The sequence below is a fragment of the Atopobium sp. genome, from assembly GCF_034113385.1.
In the GTDB taxonomy this organism is placed as follows: domain Bacteria; phylum Actinomycetota; class Coriobacteriia; order Coriobacteriales; family Atopobiaceae; genus Atopobium.
Genome location: NZ_JAXEXL010000013.1, coordinates 221,982 through 240,611 on the forward strand (window position 1 = coordinate 221,982; position 18,630 = coordinate 240,611).

Annotated in this window: 16 protein-coding genes; all 16 read left to right on the plus strand. The window is 48.3% G+C overall.

Annotation, left to right across the window (positions count from 1 at the left end):
- Positions 1-150: 150 nt before the first annotated feature.
- Positions 151-1,599, plus strand: coding sequence for an APC family permease (locus SPD80_RS04420; RefSeq protein ID WP_320605212.1), 1,449 nt, complete (start codon positions 151-153; stop codon positions 1,597-1,599).
- 139 nt (positions 1,600-1,738) lie between these two features.
- Positions 1,739-2,986, plus strand: a complete 1,248-nt coding sequence (locus tag SPD80_RS04425; protein ID WP_320605214.1) for a metal-dependent hydrolase family protein — start codon at positions 1,739-1,741, stop codon at positions 2,984-2,986.
- 154 nt (positions 2,987-3,140) lie between these two features.
- Positions 3,141-3,452, plus strand: a complete 312-nt coding sequence (locus SPD80_RS04430; protein WP_320828654.1) for a hypothetical protein — start codon at positions 3,141-3,143, stop codon at positions 3,450-3,452.
- Positions 3,449-4,249 (plus strand): F0F1 ATP synthase subunit A, encoded by an 801-nt coding sequence (atpB, locus tag SPD80_RS04435; RefSeq protein ID WP_320828655.1) that lies wholly within the window; start codon positions 3,449-3,451, stop codon positions 4,247-4,249. Before SPD80_RS04430 ends, atpB begins: the two co-directional genes overlap by 4 nt.
- A gap of 90 nt (positions 4,250-4,339) precedes the next feature.
- On the plus strand, positions 4,340-4,534 hold the full coding sequence (locus tag SPD80_RS04440) for an ATP synthase F0 subunit C (protein WP_320828656.1): 195 nt from the start codon (positions 4,340-4,342) through the stop codon (positions 4,532-4,534).
- Positions 4,535-4,570: 36 nt separating this feature from the next.
- A complete protein-coding gene (gene atpF, locus SPD80_RS04445) occupies positions 4,571-5,167 on the plus strand; it encodes a F0F1 ATP synthase subunit B (RefSeq protein WP_320828657.1) in 597 nt (198 codons plus the stop codon).
- Positions 5,160-5,630: a FoF1 ATP synthase subunit delta gene (locus SPD80_RS04450; protein ID WP_320828658.1), complete on the plus strand. Its 471-nt coding sequence runs from the start codon at positions 5,160-5,162 to the stop codon at positions 5,628-5,630. Before atpF ends, SPD80_RS04450 begins: the two co-directional genes overlap by 8 nt.
- Entirely contained in the window at positions 5,627-7,264 is a 1,638-nt protein-coding gene (gene atpA / locus SPD80_RS04455; protein WP_320605226.1) for a F0F1 ATP synthase subunit alpha, read from the plus strand. Before SPD80_RS04450 ends, atpA begins: the two co-directional genes overlap by 4 nt.
- 10 nt (positions 7,265-7,274) lie before the next feature.
- On the plus strand, positions 7,275-8,189 hold the full coding sequence (gene atpG / locus SPD80_RS04460; RefSeq protein WP_320605228.1) for an ATP synthase F1 subunit gamma: 915 nt from the start codon (positions 7,275-7,277) through the stop codon (positions 8,187-8,189).
- Entirely contained in the window at positions 8,189-9,673 is a 1,485-nt protein-coding gene (gene atpD / locus SPD80_RS04465; RefSeq protein ID WP_320828659.1) for a F0F1 ATP synthase subunit beta, read from the plus strand. The genes atpG and atpD overlap by 1 nt, the downstream gene beginning before the upstream one ends.
- 2 nt (positions 9,674-9,675) lie before the next feature.
- Entirely contained in the window at positions 9,676-10,095 is a 420-nt protein-coding gene (gene atpC / locus SPD80_RS04470; RefSeq protein ID WP_320605232.1) for an ATP synthase F1 subunit epsilon, read from the plus strand.
- Positions 10,096-10,116: 21 nt separating this feature from the next.
- Positions 10,117-11,391 carry a UDP-N-acetylglucosamine 1-carboxyvinyltransferase gene (murA, locus tag SPD80_RS04475; RefSeq protein WP_320605234.1) on the plus strand — a complete coding sequence of 425 codons (1,275 nt, stop codon included), beginning with the start codon at positions 10,117-10,119 and terminating at the stop codon, positions 11,389-11,391.
- A gap of 167 nt (positions 11,392-11,558) precedes the next feature.
- Positions 11,559-12,011: a metal-dependent transcriptional regulator gene (locus SPD80_RS04480; RefSeq protein ID WP_320828661.1), complete on the plus strand. Its 453-nt coding sequence runs from the start codon at positions 11,559-11,561 to the stop codon at positions 12,009-12,011.
- A 48-nt stretch (positions 12,012-12,059) separates the two neighbouring features.
- Positions 12,060-13,061 carry a homocysteine S-methyltransferase family protein gene (locus SPD80_RS04485; protein WP_320828663.1) on the plus strand — a complete coding sequence of 334 codons (1,002 nt, stop codon included), beginning with the start codon at positions 12,060-12,062 and terminating at the stop codon, positions 13,059-13,061.
- Positions 13,062-13,239: 178 nt separating this feature from the next.
- Entirely contained in the window at positions 13,240-14,130 is an 891-nt protein-coding gene (locus tag SPD80_RS04490; RefSeq protein ID WP_320605240.1) for a UTP--glucose-1-phosphate uridylyltransferase, read from the plus strand.
- Between the two features lie 337 nt (positions 14,131-14,467).
- A partial coding sequence (locus tag SPD80_RS04495; protein WP_320828664.1) for an InlB B-repeat-containing protein occupies positions 14,468-18,630 on the plus strand: 4,163 nt, incomplete at its 3' end.

Below are 18,630 nucleotides of genomic sequence, written 5' to 3' on the forward strand. Positions count from 1 at the left end.
AATTATTTTCCGATTATCAAAATGACGCACACACTCAAAGTAAATGGCGCATTTGTTTGTCTGACAAGTTCGTATTCTATGGTCAAGGAGAGTTTTGTTATTGGGTGCACCAACTCATACAAATGTATAGATGGAAGAGGAGGGGATGTAATGTCAGACAAGACTACACAAGCTGAAGCTGCAGGTGGAATGAAAAAGGAGCTCTCTCTCTTTAACTTCTTCACCATTGGCTTTGGCGCCATTATCGGCACGGGCTGGGTTTTGCTCGTAGGCAATTGGATGGTTATGGGCGGTGGCCCAATCCCAGCAATGATTGCCTTTGCATTAGGAGCACTGTTCCTTGTTCCTATTGGCATGGTGTTTGGCGAGCTTACCGCAGCTATTCCTATTTCGGGAGGAATTATTGAGTATGTAGACCGTACGTACGGTCGCAAGCTCGGCTTCCTTACCGGATGGATGCTTCTTTTGGGTAATGCACCATTGTGCCCTTGGGAGGCAATTGCAATTTCCACCTTGCTTACCGATCGCTTTGCAGAGTTCCCGGTTCTTGCATGGCTGCGTTCGGTTAAGTTGTACACACTGCTTGGTGCAGATGTGTATCTGTGGCCAACCGTTATTGCTCTTGGCTTTGCTGTACTGGTTATTTTCCTTAATTTCCGCGGTGCAGGAGCTGCAGCTAAGCTTTCATCCTTCCTTACGAAGGCATTGCTGGCTGGCATGATTTTGGCTATGGTCATCTCGTTTGCAACGGGTTCACCCTCTCACGCTCTGCCTGTTTTCTCGCAGGTAAGCAACACCGCTGGTGGCGATACTACAGCAACCAGTTTGTTGGGCGGTATTGTTGCAGTTTTGGTAATGACACCGTTCTTCTATGCAGGCTTTGACACCATTCCTCAGCAGGCCGAAGAGGCTTCCGAGGGTCTGGACTGGAAGAAGTTTGGCATTATTCCAGCACTGGCACTTCTTGCATCTGGTGGTTTCTACCTCATTTGCATCTATGCCTTTGGCACCATTATTGACTGGCACGAGTTTGTTGTTCCTGCAGTACCTGCACTGGCAGTTTTGGAGCGCATTAACCTGTTCTTCTACATTGCCATGCTTATTATTGCAACGCTTGGACCTCTGGGCCCCATGAATGCATTCTTTGGCGCATCCACTCGTCTGATGTTGGCTCTTGGCCGCAAGCAGATGTTGCCCGAATCTTTTGCACAGATTGATCCTCAGACCGGTGCTCCCAAGACGGCAAATATCGTATTGGCAATCCTTACCCTTATTGGACCTTTCTTGGGCCGCAACATGTTGGTTCCTCTGACCAACGTTGCTTCTCTGGGCTTCATCTTTGCATGCACCATGGCAGGTTTTGCTTGTCTCAAGCTGCGCAAGACTGAGCCTGATTTAAAACGTCCGTATAAGGTTAATGGTGGCATGGCTGGTATCTTAGCTGCAATTGGCGCTGGTCTTATCATCATTGCTTTGATGGTTGTACCCTTTAGCCCTGCTGCACTTAATACCATTGAGTGGGCTATCACCATTGGTTGGATTGTTATTGGCTTCATTATCCTGCTGGCATTTGGATCCAAGAAGAAGGCTACTGCTTAGATACAGCAAGGCAGTGCTTAAAAGCGGTGCTTAAACGAAGTTAAGCACAGCAAAAGCAACATGAATGAATAAGGCATGGGCTAAGAAGACCTATGTCAAACAAAAAGAAAGTTCGAAAAAGGAAGTTGGAGGGGTTAGTATGGCAAAGTACGCATTCGCAGGCGGTATCCTGGTAGACGGCACTGGTGCTGCTCCCGTTCAGGACAGCTTGGTGTTGGTAGATGACAAGATGATCACCTACGCTGGTCCTCGTACAGAGATTCCTGAGGGCTATGAGGTTCGTGACATCACGGGCAAGACCATTATGCCTGGTCTTATCGATACTCACCTGCACTTCTCTGGTAACCTGACCGACGATGACAATGACTGGGTAATCGAGTCTGTAGCTCAAAAGCAGACGGTTGCTGTAAAGCAGGCTTACGATGCATTGACTCATGGTCTTACCACCGTATGTGAGATTGGCCGCAACGGTATTGCTGTTCGCGACGTAGTTAACATGGGCATTATGAAGGGTCCTCGCATCTTTGCTACAGGCTTGGGCTTCTGCCGCACCGCAGGTCACGGTGACTCTCATCGTTTGCGCCAGGACCACAACAAGGATTCCCATCCTTGGGGCGACCAGGTAGACGGTCCTTGGGATCTTCGTAAGGCTGTTCGTCGTCGCCTTCGCGAGAATCCTGATGCTATCAAGATTTGGGCAACCGGTGGCGGCATTTGGCACTGGGACTCTGGTCGCGATCAGCACTACAACTATGAGGAGATTAAGGCAGTATGTGACGAGGCTGCAATGGTTGGCATCCCCGTATGGTCTCACTCCTACAACAATGTAAGCGCAGCTTATGACTCCGTACGTTGCGGCTGCGAACAGCTGATTCACGGCTTTGAGCTGGATGCCAAGACCATGGACCTCATGGTAGAGCAGGGCACCTTCTTTACCCCAACCATTGGCTTCCTTCCCACTTGGTATGCTACCTATCCTCCCGTATACACCCCTGAGCTGGACAAGTATGAGGGCGATACGGTTGTAGAGAAGGAACTTCAGCGCACATACGCTAACCTGCGTGAAGCTAACGAGCGTGGCGTCATTCTTACCATTGGTTCCGACTCCTTCTCCTTCGTAACACCTTACGGTTGGGTAACCATTGACGAGATGTATGACTTTGTAGACAAGGCCGGCATCTCCATCATGGATACCATCAAGGCTGCTACCATCAACGGTGCCAAGATGGTTCACAAGGAGGACGAGTTTGGTTCCCTCGAGGCTGGCAAGTTTGCAGACCTTCTGGTTGTAAACGGCGACGTAGCTAATAACATCCATGATTTGACCCCCGACAACATGGAAGTTATCATGAAGGAAGGCGACATCGTCATTAAGGATGCTCTCTAAGATCATCTGGCGGATTGCCTTACACGACTAGGTATCACCGCGTCGCTTTTTGACCGGCGTCGCGCTCCGTTCGCGGCGCCGGTTTTTGTTTACCTTTGCTTTACGCTAGATGTATAGTAATAGTGTCATATTGCATAAAACGAAGGTGTTATACATGGCAATTGCCCTCATCGGATTGGGTATTTTCTGTGCTTTAGTGGCATGCATGCCAAGCGCATATCTTTTTGAATGTGCTCAAAAAGATGAGAATTGCTCAACTATTTTTATGGGATTAGCTGGGGTTATTTGGTCATACGTGTTTCTCTGTACGGCCATGGCAATTGTAAAAATGTTAGTTGCAACGCAATTCTTAGCTTTTGCGTTTGCAGTAGTGGTAACATTCCTTGTGTTCTGGGGAATTGAGTCAGCGAGGGCTTTTCGCTTATTTTTTAGTCAAGCGGAGTCTCACAGAAGGGGCGAATCGTGAATCCTCTTTCCAATCTATCAGCCGAGATGGAAGAGCTGCTTGGCAGTTTTATGTCCCAGCCCATTAAAGGCGATTTAATCTTTGGTCTTACCAACTATATATTTTGGATGGGCATAGCCGTTATCTTGCTTTTTGTTGTCATGTTTGCTTTCAAAAAGAAGCAGGCTCAGAACTTGGTCCCACAGGGTGTCTTTGTAAATGGCGTCGAATATGTGATTGATTTTGTAAAGGATGACATTTGCAAAAGCATCTTGGGTGATAGCTGGCAAAAGCATTTTCCATTTTTGGCTGCTCTATTTTTCTTCATTTTGATTAACAACCTGGTCGGTCTTATCCCAGGAGGACACCCTGGTACGGGCACCATTGGTGTTACGGGAGCGCTTGCGTTATGGTCCTTTTTGTACTTTGTCTACATTGGCATCAAGCGCATGGGAGCATTTGGCTACATTAAAAGCTTAGCTCCTAAAGGCGTAATGTTTCCCATTAACGTACTTGTTTGGCTCATCGAGATATTCTCTACGTTCTTGCGCCTCGTCACTCTTGCAGTCCGCCTGTTCTGCAATATGTTTGCAGGTCACGTTGTTATGGCTACCTTTGCAATTTTGGCAGCTTTGTTCATTGAGCCGCTATTGCAGGGTTTCTCGGTAGTTGCACTAGGTCAAGCAGGAGCTTCCGTTTTCTGGGTAGCTATCTTGTTGGCAATTTACGGTGTAGAGATCTTGGTTGGTGTTATTCAAGCTTATGTCTTTACGCTGTTGTCTAGTGTGTACATTCAGTTGGTAGAAGAAGAGGAATAACGGCTTCACACAGATGTCTATAATCTGTTGGGCATATAGTTTGCTGTCATAGGTCGCCCTATCAAAAGGGCGAATGATAAAGGAGGAATTGTGGGAGTTATCGGTTACGGCCTCGGCGTTATCGGAGCCAGTTTTGGTATTGGCCTTGCAGCATATGGTGTTGCAAACTCCATGGCTCGCCAGCCAGAAGTACAAGGTCGTCTGTTTACCGTATTTATTCTTGCATCTGCATTCGTTGAAGCTCTTGCACTTATTGGCTTCGTAGTAACCCTCGTTTCGCACTAATCATTACATATGAGTTATACGAGTTGGAGGCACGACATGAGGTTTAAGGGAGGACATGCAGGTGCGCTTAGCGCAGCCACTGTAGTAGGCATTGCTTGCATGCCGCAGATTGCACGTGCAGAAGGTATTTCTGGTGCAGACATCTTGCTTCCTAAGCCTGCCGAGTTTATCCCTGCTCTTATCGCATTTTTGATCATCTGGATTGTTCTGGCCAAACTGGTTTGGCCTTCGGTTCTTGGAATGATGCAAAAGCGTCAACAGCAGATTCAGGATGACCTTGACGCTGCGGAGCAGTCCAAGACTGCTGCCGAGAAGGCTCGTCAAGAGTATGAGGCTGGCATTGCTGATGCAAAGAGGGAAGCGGACGAGATTATCGCCCAGGCAAAGTTTGATGCCGAGGCCGAGCGTACACGCGTTATGGATAAGGCACGTACTGATGCAGCCGCCATTGTTGCTAAGGCTCATGACACCGTAGATGCAGAGCGTAAGAAAGCCATGATTGAGCTTTCTACCTCAGTCGTTGATCTGTCGGTCGAGATTGCAAGCAAAATCATAGGTGGCGCACTGTCCGAGGACGATCAACGTCGTCTTGCCGAGAAGTACCTCGAGGAAGTGAGCACCAATCATGAGTAGCACTCCTCAGGCAACCAAGGCCGAGCAGTATGCTCGTGCTTTGATTGAGGCTGCTCAAAAAGAGGGTAGGGCTAACACCGATCTGGTGCAGGTAAACCATGCGCTTAAGTTTTTGCCAGAAGTGCTTGAAACTTTGGCATCCATGCACAATAACAATGACATGGAACTTCTCGATAGCGTTGCCCGGGAGTATAAAAGCATCTTGGACAACGAGACCGATATTGTGCAGGTAACAGCAACTACGGCAGTTGCTATGGACGATCAGCTGCGTACAGCAATCAGGGCAAAGCTCGAGCGTGAGCTGCAAGCGTCCATTTATTTGAACGAGCGCATTGACCCCTCAATTTTAGGCGGCATTGTGTTAGAGATTCGTGGAGACAGGTATGACGCTTCGGTGCGCGCACAACTTGCAAACATCAGAAAGTCTCTTGCCACCACTTATATCGGAAGTGATGAGCAATGACAGATACAATCAGCTCGGCTGAGATTATGGGAACGCTGCGCAAGCAGCTGGCTCAAATCAATGCGACTGTGGACCAGCGCGAGGCTTCCACTGTTTCCCAAGTGGGTGACGGTATTGCTATTGTTTCTGGTCTTAAAACTGCCATGGCTGGAGAGCTTTTACAGTTTACAAGCTCTGCTACAGGTCACAGTGCTTACGGATTGGTCCAAAACTTGGAAGAGGACCGCGTAGGTGCAGTACTGTTTGGCGATGTGGATGCCATTAAAGAAGGCGATGAAGTCCGCGCAACAGGTCGCATTATGGACATTCCTGTTGGTCGTGAAATGCTTGGTCGTGTAGTTAATCCTCTTGGTCAGCCCATTGATGGCCTAGGGCCCATTAACACCACGGCACGTCGCCCCATTGAGTTTAAGGCTCCTGGCATTATGGACCGCCAACCGGTGTGTGAGCCAGTTCAGACGGGTTTCTTGGCAATTGATGCCATGGTACCCATCGGTCGCGGGCAGCGCGAGCTCATCATTGGTGACCGTAAAACTGGTAAAACTGCCATTGCAATCGATACCATTATCAATCAGCGCGAGTCCGATCTGATTTGTATTTACGTCGCTATTGGCCAAAAGGCTTCAAAGGTTGCTGCCATCAAGGAAACCTTGGCTCAACACGGTATTCTTGATAAGACCATCATCGTGTTGGCGTCTGCTTCTGATTCTGCACCAATGCAGTATATTGCCCCTATGGCTGGCGCTGCTATTGGCGAGTACTTTATGTATAACGATAAGGACGGCAATCCTGCAGACGCAGACCATCCTGGCGGTCATGTGCTTGTGGTATACGATGACCTGTCTAAGCAGGCTGTTGCATACCGTCAGATGTCGCTTACGTTGCATCGTCCGCCAGGACGCGAGGCATATCCTGGTGACATCTTCTATCTGCATTCTCGTTTGCTCGAGCGTGCCGTTAAGATGAGCGACGCTCACGGTGCCGGTTCTATGACGGCTTTGCCAATCATCGAGACGCAGGAAGGTGACGTTTCCGCCTACATTCCTACCAACGTTATTTCTATTACAGACGGCCAGATTTACCTGGTGCCAAGTTTGTTCTTCCAGGGTCAGCGTCCTGCAGTAGATGTTGGTATCTCGGTTTCTCGCGTTGGTGGTTCTGCACAACTTAAATCTATGAAGCAGGTTGCAGGTACCCTTCGCTTGGATTTGGCTGCTTTCCGTGAGAAGCAGGCGTTTGCTCAGTTTGGTAGTGACCTTGATGCAACTACGCAGTACCAGCTCAGCCATGGTACCCGTATGATGGAGTTGCTTAAGCAGGGACGATACGCTGCTTTGGATGTAGCAGATCAGATTATTATTCTGTTTGCTGGCAAAGAAGGTTTCTTGGATGACCTTGAGGTCAGCCAAATTGTACCGTTCCGTGACGCTTTAGCTGCCTTTATGGAAGAGCGTCATCCTGAGGTTCGTACCAAGGTTCGTTCTGAGCGCATTAGCGATGCTTTGGCCGAACAAATGAAGCGTCAAATTGGCGAGTTTAAAGAGGCGTTTCTCAACGGTGATTTTGACCGTCTTAACTCTTTTAAGAGTGAGGATGCCACTTCTGACTCAGCCCAAGATGTAGAGAAGGACTAAGGTTTAGCTCATGTCTAACCTACGAGAGATATCAAGGCGCATCTCCTCGGTTACCGCAACCATGCAGATCACGCGTACGATGGAGATGGTCTCCACCGCAAAGATTCGCAAGGCTTTGGACCGAGCAGAGCAGGCTGCTCCTTACAAGGACGCCATTAAGCGCATGCTCTCTAATGTTGTAGGCTCAAGCCTTGACACTTCTCAGCCGCTGCTTGAGCAGCGTGATAAAACGAAGGTTGTTCTTTTTATTCTGATTGCTTCCGATCGCGGTTTAGCTGGTGGCTTTAACATCATGCTTCAGCGCGAGGTGCAAAAAGAGATGGAGCAGCTTTCCAAGCAAGGCATTGAGTCTCGCATAATTACCTGTGGACGTAAGCCTACGGAGTACTTCCAGTCTCGTAGTGTTGAGCCTGTGTTGTCCTTCTCGGGTATGTCGTCCGAGCCAACCATGGATCAGGCGGATCGTATTGCGTCGTTTGTTATGGATGGCTATACCAATAAGAGCATCGATAAGGTCGTAATCTATTATCAGCACGCTCGTAATCGTGTAGATCAAGACATGATTGTTGAGCAGGTGCTTCCTATCGAGACCGCAAACTTGATTATTCCAAATGCGCCTCGTACTCCGGAAGCAGTATCCAAAGTCGAGCATAACTACAACAATCTGTTTTCGTTTGATCCCTCGGCTTCGGAAGTGTTGGGCTACCTTATGCCCGCTTATGTGCGTACCCTTATCTTTCACGCGTTGTTGGACTCCGCTGCAGCAGAGCATGGTGCACGCCGCCGCGCAATGCAGTCCGCAACGGACAATGCTCAGGAAGTTATTACTCGTCTGAGCCGTATGTACAACCGTGTAAGGCAGAGCTCCATTACCACTGAGCTTAATGAGATTATCGGCGGCGCGTCCGCATTGGAGGACAACTAATGGCAGAAAAGGCACAAGAGCGAATCATATTCGAGGAAGCAGAGCTCGAGTATTCGCGTCGTAGTGCTGGTGACGGCACTATCGTTCGCGTGGTTGGTTCGGTTGTCGACGTTAAGTTTAACGACCATGTTCCGGGCATCTATAATGCGCTGGAAGTAAGAGGAACCACTCCCATGGGTGAGATTCATCTCATCTTGGAGGTAGAGTCTCAGCTTCCCAATGACGTTGTGCGTACCGTAGCTATGGATTCTACAGATGGCCTGCAGCGTGGCATGCGTGTTCATGATACGGGTGCTCCCATGCAGATGCCCGTTGGTACCTCTACGCTGGGTCGTGTATGGAATGTAATGGGTCGTCCCGTAGATGGTTCTTCCGTTCCAGAAGATGTGGTGTATTATCCCATTCATCGTGCAGCCCCTAAGTTTGATGACCTTACCACTAAGACCGAGATTTTCGAGACAGGTATCAAGTCTATTGACCTTCTTGAACCCTACGTTCGTGGTGGTAAAACGGGCTTGTTTGGCGGTGCTGGTGTAGGCAAGACTGTTCTTATCCAGGAGCTTATTAATAACTTGGCTCAGGAACATGGCGGCACCTCTGTCTTTACCGGCGTAGGCGAGCGTACACGTGAGGGTACTGACTTGTTCCTCGAGATGACCGAGTCTGGCGTTATCAACAAAACCTGCTTGGTCTATGGCCAGATGAATGAGCCACCAGGAGCACGTCTTCGTGTTGGCTTAGCTGGTTTGACTACAGCAGAGTACTTCCGTGACCAAGGTCAAGATGTACTGCTGTTTATTGACAACATTTTCCGCTTTTCTCAGGCTGGTTCTGAGGTTTCCGCACTTCTTGGTCGTATGCCATCCGCAGTAGGTTACCAGCCTACCTTGGCTACCGAGATGGGCGACTTACAGGAGCGTATTACCTCTACGCGTGAGGGGTCTATTACTTCTGTACAGGCTGTTTATGTACCTGCAGATGACCTAACTGACCCTGCACCTGCAACTACGTTTACGCACTTGGATGCAACAACCGTTTTGTCTCGTGCCATTACCGAGCTGGGCATTTATCCTGCTGTAGACCCACTAGCATCTTCATCTGATGCTTTGGATCCTTCTGTTGTTGGTGAGGAGCACTATCGTGTAGCAACTGCTGTTCAGGAGACGCTGCAGGAGTACTCTGACCTTCAGGACATCATTGCCATTTTGGGCATGGATGAACTGTCTGAAGACCAGCGCCTCACAGTAGACCGTGCACGTAAGATTCAACAATTCTTGTCGCAGTCCTTCCACGTTGCCGAGAAGTTCACGGGTAATCCCGGTGTGTATTGCCGCATTGAGGATACCGTTCGCTCCTTCGCAGCTATTATCGATGGTGAGTGCGATGACATCCCCGAGCAGGCCTTCCGTTTTGCGGGCACCATTGATGATGTTCGTGAGCGTGCGCGCAAGATGGCCGAAGAGGCACAGGCAGACGAGAGGTAACGATGGCATATCTTACCTGCAAATTTGTGCGTCCAGATAAACAGTTGTATGAAGGCAATATTGCATCGCTAGTCCTGGCTACATACACCGGCGAGCTCGGTGTATGGCCAGGTCATGCGGCAGAGATTTGTGCATTGGGCGATGGAATTGTGCGCCTAACTACGCTGCCCGAAGATGGTGGAGACATCAAGAAAGTTATTGTGTCGGGTGGGTATGCTGAGATTGCCGATGACACGGTGGTTATCATCGCTGACCATGCTCGTGACATTAACGATATTGATGTTACGCAGGTTAATGAGACTCGCCAGAAGGCACTTGACGCTCGCAATGCGCTTCCCGAGAATGACCACCGTCGCGCATATTATGAAAACAAGATACACTGGTGCGACCTTTTGCTTCAGCATGGGCAGACGGAGGCGTAACAGATTTTAACCGGGGGTAGCATGGACGTTATTCAAATTGAGGGTGGTCACCCAATTTCGGGTGAGGTTGTGGTATGCGGAGCAAAAAACTCTGCGCTTAAGCTTATGGCCGCTACGGTTATGGCACCTGGTAAAACAACCCTTACTAACGTTCCTGATATCTCTGATGTCCACATTATGGGCAAGGTGCTTAAACGCCTTGGTGCCCAGATTACTGTTTTGGGCAAACACGAGCTGCTTATCGATACAACCAACGTAGACAAGTGGGAGACGCCTTATGAGCTGGTGGCTCAGATGCGCGCTTCTACGGCTGTTTTGGGGCCTTTGTTGGCGCGTTTTGGCAAGGCTGTTGTTGCTATGCCTGGCGGCTGCAACATTGGCGCTCGTAAGATTGATATGCACATTTTGGGCCTCGAAGCCTTAGGTGTGGAGTTTGACGTTTCCCATGGTAATATCCACGCTTCTGCTCCTCAGGGCATCAAAGGCGCATCAGTGACTTTGGAGTTTGCAAGCGTTGGCGCTACCGAGAACCTCATGATGGCGTCGGTGCATGCTCAAGGTACTACCATTATTGATAATGCTGCCCGTGAGCCAGAGATTGTTGATCTTGCCAATATGCTTAATGAGATGGGCGCTTGCATTCGTGGCGCAGGTACACCCTTGATTGAAATTGAAGGCGTGGCAGAGCTACATCCTGTAGAGCATCGCGTTGTTGGTGACCGCATTGAAGCAGCAACGTTTTTGGCTATTGGCGGTTTAACGGGCGGCCCAGTTCGCGTCCGTGGTTTTGAGCCCGTTCATCTGGGTATGGTGTTGCGTAAGTTTGAGGCCATGGGCATTACTATCGAGCGCGGAGAGCACGAGGTAGTTGCATCGCGAACCGGCAAACTTAAGCCTGTGGATATTCAAACGCTTCCATTCCCCGGTTTTCCAACAGACGTGCAGGCCCAGGCCATGTGCGTACTTGCTATGGCAGACGGCAACTGCGTAATTACCGAGAATGTCTTCGAGAACCGCTTCATGTTTGCCAGCGAGATTAACCGTATGGGCGCAGATATTACCATTGAAGGTCATCACGCAATCGTGCATGGCGTGCCCACGCTGTCTGGCGCACAGGTTAAATCACCTGATCTTCGTGGTGGCGCAGCACTTGCCATGGCTGGCCTTGTAGCAGATGGCATTACTACTATCAGCGCTATTCATCATATAGATCGTGGCTACGAAGGGTTTGTCGATAAACTCGTTGCCCTTGGGGCTCATGCGCAACGCGCTTCTATAGAAGTGGACGAGGATTAACCTTCCGAATTGTCTTTAAGGGTTTGTGTGCAAAACGCAGCATGCAAAATCCAGCGCGCAAAGCGCATCGCGCATACATTTGATGCAGCTATCCAAAATTATTTGGTATATCTCTTAAGGCGATAGGGTAAACTTGAGCTAACATTTACCGCCTGGAGGTACATTCTATGTCAGAACAAGATTTTATCGATGAACACCGCCTGTCTATGGCAAACGAGGATTATCTTGAGTCTATTTACCGTATTACGGTTGCCGAGAACAATCCTTCGGGTATTCGCTCCGTAGACGTAGCTGATCAGCTTAACGTCTCTAAGGCGAGCGTTAACAAAGCTATCAGCACGCTTAAGGATGCTGGGTATGTAGAGCAAAACCGTTATGGCCGCGTTACGCTTACTCAAGCTGGGCGTGAGTATGGCTCTGAAGTATGGCATGCACATCGTCTTATTCGTGCATTTCTGGAGAAGGACTTGGGTGTAGACCCTGAAATTGCAAATGAAGAGGCGTGCACTATGGAGCATGCCCTGTCGAGAGACACCATGCGTCGCTGGGCAAAGTTTTTGGCTGATCAGGGTTTTTCAATCGATCAAGGTGAGGAAGACGGGCAGCACAAGTCCCAATAACCTACCCGTAATACCCGTAAGGTCATACCAATACTTTGAAGGCATATCATGCTTACCAACCAAGGTTACTATGCAAGTTCTTTATGGGAACGCCCTACGTATGACGATGCCTGTGAAGAAGCAGCAAATGAATTTGGAAAGATTCTCACTGGTCAAGCCGGTGAGAATCTCTTGCTTTCAAGCAACCTTTCGTGGACGTTGGAGCAGCTGCCCGCTGCACAAGCTATAACAGGACCCTTGTGGGTTCAGTATGAGCCAGAAACTCTAACCAATGCATATCAGCTCCAAGTTGCTTGTGGTGCTACGGCGCTGGTAACAGAAACCGCTGGCTGTACAGCCAATCTTTTGGACGAGCTTGATACAAATCTTTCCTGCTACGAGCTGTGTGATAAGGCTGTTCGTGCAGCGTATGCTGCAAGTCCGCGCTTTGTTGTAGGAGCCATTACTTCTGCCAAGATTCCTGTACTTTCGCAGGATAGCCCTGCGGCGCGTCAGGCTCGCGCGCTGTATAAAGAGCAGGCAACAGCCTTGGTAGATGCGCAGGTTCATGCACTTTTTATTACAGATATGACTACCATCGAGGATGCGCTTTGTGCCGTTTTGGCATCACGTCTTGTGTGCTCGCGCCCCATTATATGCGCTCTTGATGCAACAGCCTTTACTGCTAGCTACAACAAAACAGAGCTCTCTAGGGTGTTTAAGCGCCTGGTAGATGCTGGGGCTGAAGCTATTGGCCTTACTAATGTTTTTGTTTCTGGTTGCGCCCAGTCTGACGTATCTGCCGTATTAGCTGCATCGTCGCATGCTTCAATCCCACCTACTGCGCATACGCTGGCTCAGGACTTGGTGAGCATTGCAGATTTGTATGGCGTAGGGACGCTTATGACCATGTGTCCAAGCACCGCAGACGGGTCAGATGATGCCAGCGAACAAGCATTCTTGCAGATGGCGTACCATGCTGCGCAGGTACATATGAGCATTATTGGTGCGGGAAAAGGAAGTGCACTGCCGCATACTGCTGCATTAAGCGCTGGGCTTCTCGCTATGTAACGATATGTAACGTCGCACACCGCCCCATAACACCACATAACGCAGTTTGAAAACAGCTATTACTGTGAAACCTCGCCAAAAGTAGTTCAAATGGGTTAGAGTACTACCAGTTACGTATTCTTAACTTACTTGCAGCCGTGCGTACGTGGTGTCGCACACGTAACGTGAAAGGAACAGTATGAAGGCTATTATTCCTGCCGCAGGCCTCGGCACTCGCTTCTTGCCAGCTACAAAATGCACCCCCAAAGAGCTTCTTCCTGTTATTGATAAGCCTGTTATCCAGTACGTTGTTGAGGAAGCATTGGCTCCTGCGGGAGTAGATGAGTGCATAATTGTTAATTCTCATGATAAGCCCCAAATTGAAGCATATTTTAGTGTAGATGCAAGCTTTGAGCAGATGCTTGAAGAGCGCGGCAAGTCCAAAGAAGCTGCTAAAGTCCATGCTGCAGCAGAGTTGCCCGTTTCTTTTGTGTATCAGGATGAGGCTTTAGGGCTTGGCCATGCAGTTCATTGCGCTGCAGGTAAAGTGGACAATGAGCCCTTTTTTGTTCTGTTAGGTGACTACTTTGTTCCCAGCAAACAAATGAATATCAAGATGGCAGAGGTTTCTCGTGCTCACAATAACGCTTCTGTTATTGCCGTGGCACCCGTTCCCGCCGATCAAGTGAGCCGTTATGGCATTATTGCAGGTGAATGCATAGGTTCACTTGATGGCATAGCTGCTTCTGGCGAGCAGGCAGGTGCCGTTTGGAAAGTCACAGGTCTGGTAGAGAAACCCGCTCCAGAAGATGCTCCATCCCATCTCTTTATTGTAGGCCGCTATTTGCTGTCTCCCCGCATTATGGAGTTGTTAGCAGATCAAAAGCCTGGTGCTGGTAATGAGATTCAGCTTACGGACGCCATGGAACGCCTGTTGGATGAAGAAGAAATGTATGCGGTTGTTATTGACCCCATGGAGGGTTGTGACACGGGTACTCCTGCAGCTTGGGCAGCTACTAACGCACGTTTGGCGCTACAGTCCACTGAAGCAGACGCTTTTAAAGAGGCGCTGGGTAACATTACCTTATAAGTTTGGTAGGTAGTGCATACGCTCATACATACGCTCTGTATGCAGGGTGTTAGTAGATAACATCAAAGAAGAGTGTTAACGCATAAACGCATAATCAAACTGAGGTCGCTTGGCGTTGCCCAAGTGACCTTTTTGTGTCTTAAAAAACTTCGCTTTCAGGTATACGTATTTATATGAATTACCCTATCAATAGATTGGCAAACTTAGTATTATATTTAAGTAAGTGTATATTTTTTGAGAGATTTTGTGTTTACCAAGTATTGTGTTTAGCAAAGCGGCAGCTAAAACAACAGCACAAACACACCAACCGGCAGCCGCAAGAGAAACTGGAGGACCTATGTCCAACAACTTACGTCCCGTGCCACCATCGTTTGGCCACAAGGCTCTTACAGCGTTCCTTTCGGCTTCGTTGTGCCTTTCACTTACGCCTGCTCAAGCGTTTGCTGCGGATGACGTAACGGCAGACGCTACGGCTGCCACTCGTGAGGCTTCTGCTCAAACAGCTCCTGAGTCTACTACGGCAACCCCTTCCTCTACCGCTTCTGACACTCCAGCGGCTGAGGCTACCGAGAAGCCATCTGAGGCTGCAGCTCCAGTTTCTGCTGCTCCAGCTCCTGCAGCAAGTACTGTACCTACGGCAAGTCGTTTGGCTGCACCAGCACCAAAATCTTTAGCAAATGTCTATGTGGATGGTGCAACTGGTAATGATGACACTGCCACTGGCGCTGTTGATGCTCCTTTTAAGACCTTTGAGGCTGCACTTAAAGCAATGTCAGATGGCGGAACAGTACATGTAAAAGGTAGTTTTGCGCTGGCTAATCCTGTAACCATTCCAGCCAAGGCAACCTTAGATATTTATGGGGATACTACCCTTACTGGTGCCGGTAAAAATGGCTTTACGCTTTCCAAAGAAGCTACACTTAAAGCATCTAATGGTGCCAAACTTTCCATGTCTGGATTTAATACCGCGCTTACCGCTCAAGCAGGTTCTCTTATCACTGACGGTGTTTATAACTTCAAGAACAATGCTTCAACAAATAGCACAACGGGCATTTCTTTGGGTGGCACTGTTAAGGGTAGCACCGGGCGCGATAAACTTGTAATTACAGCAGATGATAAGAGTGAGACAAACTTCTATACTGCTGCTGCCGTATTTGAGAATTGTACAGTTAATGTTACTTCTCAGAATAAGGATCGCATTAGCTGGACTCTGAGTGGCTCTTGGATTGATGGAAAGCTGCTTACTCTTAAAAATGCCAACTTTACTGTTGCGGGTATTAATGGCGGCTTTTATATAAAGCCAAGCTTTACTGATTCACACTTTACTGTTGCAGTTGGCCCTCAGGGAGCACAGCGTACTGGTGCAACCATTCAAAGTACGGGCACTATTTCTGGTTCTACTGTTTCTATTAATGGTGGATATGAGGCAGGACTTTCTGTTGGTATAACGGACGGTCCTCTAACTATTACTAATTCAACTCTTGAGTTTAAGAATGGTGGAACTGGCGGTTTTAACGTTAATACCGGTAAAGTTACGCTTGAAAACTCAACTATTAAGGGTGATGGAAAGAACAGTGGTGCACTCTATGGTGCACAGGCAAAAGGTTCAATTACCTTTACAGGTAGTTCTCGTGTAGAAACACCTGCAACAGCAAAGTCCCATACGGGTGCTGCGCAAGCTGGAGGCAGTCATGTGGTTCTTGGCGGCTCCTACCATGTTTCTTATGTACCTAATTACAATGGCTCTATGGGTAGTACTGTGCCTACTAATGGCGCAGAAAATGGGAATGAAAAGCTGATGCTTTTTACTCTTACAGACTCTAGCATACCTTCTTTCTCTCCCATTAATTCTAACGGTCAAGCATACGCCTATCCCGTTGCTACTCCATCCGAGGATGGCAAAAAGCACGTTTGGGTTCCCGCCGAGAAAGTAACGTTTGTGCTCAATGAGCCTGGAACTCAAAATGCCGTTTCTGCCTCGTTTGAAGATGGTACAACCGATGGTAAAGAAGCTCTTGCCATGCGTGGTTATTCCCTAGCTGATGCCACGCCTGCTGCTGGGGCAAATACCGCTCCTGCGGATCCAACTGCGATAGGATACGACTTTGCAGGATGGTTCTATAAGGAAGGCAATACCGAGGAGCCCTTTGATGCATCTGCGGTAAATATTACTTCCCCCACAACGGTGTATGCTAAGTGGAAGGAAAACGCCAATAGCTACGGTGTTGTCTATCACAACAATGCTGGTGGTACAGACGTTACGTACACCGACAAGGGTAAAAACGCTGACCGCACCGCACAGGTTGTAACTCATGAAGCTGTTTCTTCTGCAAATGCAGCTTTTGCTCCTAAGGGTAAGATTTTTAAGGGCTGGAACACCAAGGCAGACGGTCAGGGGCAGAGCTACGCCCCTAACCAAACCATTACTGTTCCTGCCGGTAAGCCATCCCTTGATTTGTATGCTCAGTGGGAAGACCAGATGGCAACCGTGCGCTTCTCTGCAAACGGCGGCATTTTCTCAAATGATAGCGTGTTCAAGAAGAACCCTGATGTCTTTGAGATTTCTAAGGATGACCAGGGTGGTGAAGTTGCAACCGTAAAGGCTCAGGCAAAGATTCTTGACCAGAAGTCATTGGATGATTTGCTTAAGTCTCTTAAGGCAGATGTAACTACTGCTACGGACGGTCTTGCTTCTCCAGTAAAGGATAGTGCTTCTGATAAAGCATTTGCCAAGATTGCAACTAAGAACCACAGCGTTCTTGATTATAAAAACCGTGAGGAAGGCCTCTGGTTTACAACTACCTACCATGACTATTGGTACACCGATGCTGATGGCAAAAATGCTACTACTCTTAAAAGCACCACAAAGGTAAATAACGATATTACGTATTACCTTAAGTGGAAAACTGACCCCAGCATCGAAGTAGTTAAGCACGACTTTAATCTTTCCGGTGACATTTATAGTGAGGATTTCAAGGCCAGTGTCGATGCAAGGTTTGTAAATGCAGAGAATGAAAGCTTCTCTCTTACCGGTCAAATTGATGCTAAAGCAATTCAAAATCAGATGCAGGGCATTCAGGCTTTGTACCCAAGTATTTCAGAAGCTGACTATAAGAACATCAAGCTTGATGACACCACCTCTACCTTTACTGCAAAAATTACATTGCCTGAAGGTGTACAGATTCCTTACAATCCCACTATTACTGCTAAGGGATTGGGTAATGCGTTTACTGTTGAGTCTACTGAGGCAAATGGCCAAACAATTACGGTTACCTTTAAACTGGTTAATGGTATCAACAATTATCAGGCTCTCAAGGATGCCGTTGATTCCACAGGTAAGGACGATGCTGCGCAGACAACAGAGACTGGCGTATGTCCCATCTCGGTGACTGTTGAAGGTCTGACTTTGGACAGCGCAAAGGTCAACAACAATCAAGAGCTTGTTGCAACCGGTACGGTAGAAGGTACATTTAGCGCGATAGCTTCTGTTCCAAGTGGCAAGGCCAAGAAATTTGATTTTAGCTGGAAGGCAACTCAGTCTGCCGCTGGCAAAGACAAGAATGCTAAGGATAATGACACTATCCAGCACACGATTATTGCAGTAAAGCCAACCGAGCAAACAATTCCCGCTGACCTTCTCATTAATGGGGACTCCACGCATGAGAGCGTATATGGCGTGCTGCCTGGTCAAAAGATTGCTGTGACAGGCGCTGTAAATGTTAAGTCCATTAAGGATCAAATGGCTGCAATTGAGGCTTTGTATCCCAATACGCCTCATAACCAGATTGATGTAACCGTAAAGGACTTTAACTTCTCTGCCAAGCTTATGTTGCCCGCAGGCATGACCATGCCTAAGGATCTTACCCCTGACGCACTGGAACTTAAGGACTTTGGTGGTTTCAAGGTTACCAAGGTAGAAGTCAAGGACAACGTGGCCACGGTGTCTATGGCGTTGTCCGACAGCATTACTAAGTATGACCAGCTTGAAAAGGCGGTAGATTCTGCTGGTGGTCAGGATGGCTGGATGAAGGTTGCCATTCCTGATGTCTTGGTTAACTCTGATGTTGCAGAGGGTACGTCTCTTACGACAACTGCTGAAGTATCTGGCTCTTTTGATGCGCTTGCAACGTATAATGGCAAGACCAAGCCCTTCTCATTTATTTGGACTGGCGAGCAGTGGGCAGATGGTAAGGACAGCGTTGCTTCTGATCCTCAGGTAATCCAGGCAACTGTTCAGACTCCAAGCACCATGAAGGCTACGTTGCCTGCGGACATTTTGGTTGGAGACAACACAGAGCACAATGAAATCTATACGACTACCGCTGGTAGCAAGGTAGATTATACGGGTGCTTTGAATGTCAACGCTATCAAGGCACAAATGTCTGCTATTGAGAGACTATATCCAGGTGTTGATCAGTCTCAGATTATGGTAGATGTTGCAGATTGCACCTTTACAGCTACATTTGAAGTGCCCGATGGTATTACGCTTCCCTCTAATGT

What these genes read in the sequence shown, in the direction of transcription:
- SPD80_RS04480 (WP_320828661.1), top strand. Translation starts at nt 11,559, where the DNA reads ATGTCAGAACAAGATTTTATCGATGAACACCGCCTGTCTATGGCAAAC.
- atpA (WP_320605226.1), top strand. Translation starts at nt 5,627, where the DNA reads ATGACAGATACAATCAGCTCGGCTGAGATTATGGGAACGCTGCGCAAG.
- SPD80_RS04450 (WP_320828658.1), top strand. Translation starts at nt 5,160, where the DNA reads ATGAGTAGCACTCCTCAGGCAACCAAGGCCGAGCAGTATGCTCGTGCT.
- atpF (WP_320828657.1), top strand. Translation starts at nt 4,571, where the DNA reads ATGAGGTTTAAGGGAGGACATGCAGGTGCGCTTAGCGCAGCCACTGTA.
- SPD80_RS04420 (WP_320605212.1), top strand. Translation starts at nt 151, where the DNA reads ATGTCAGACAAGACTACACAAGCTGAAGCTGCAGGTGGAATGAAAAAG.
- atpC (WP_320605232.1), top strand. Translation starts at nt 9,676, where the DNA reads ATGGCATATCTTACCTGCAAATTTGTGCGTCCAGATAAACAGTTGTAT.
- atpD (WP_320828659.1), top strand. Translation starts at nt 8,189, where the DNA reads ATGGCAGAAAAGGCACAAGAGCGAATCATATTCGAGGAAGCAGAGCTC.
- atpG (WP_320605228.1), top strand. Translation starts at nt 7,275, where the DNA reads ATGTCTAACCTACGAGAGATATCAAGGCGCATCTCCTCGGTTACCGCA.
- murA (WP_320605234.1), top strand. Translation starts at nt 10,117, where the DNA reads ATGGACGTTATTCAAATTGAGGGTGGTCACCCAATTTCGGGTGAGGTT.
- SPD80_RS04425 (WP_320605214.1), top strand. Translation starts at nt 1,739, where the DNA reads ATGGCAAAGTACGCATTCGCAGGCGGTATCCTGGTAGACGGCACTGGT.
- SPD80_RS04485 (WP_320828663.1), top strand. Translation starts at nt 12,060, where the DNA reads ATGCTTACCAACCAAGGTTACTATGCAAGTTCTTTATGGGAACGCCCT.
- SPD80_RS04430 (WP_320828654.1), top strand. Translation starts at nt 3,141, where the DNA reads ATGGCAATTGCCCTCATCGGATTGGGTATTTTCTGTGCTTTAGTGGCA.
- SPD80_RS04490 (WP_320605240.1), top strand. Translation starts at nt 13,240, where the DNA reads ATGAAGGCTATTATTCCTGCCGCAGGCCTCGGCACTCGCTTCTTGCCA.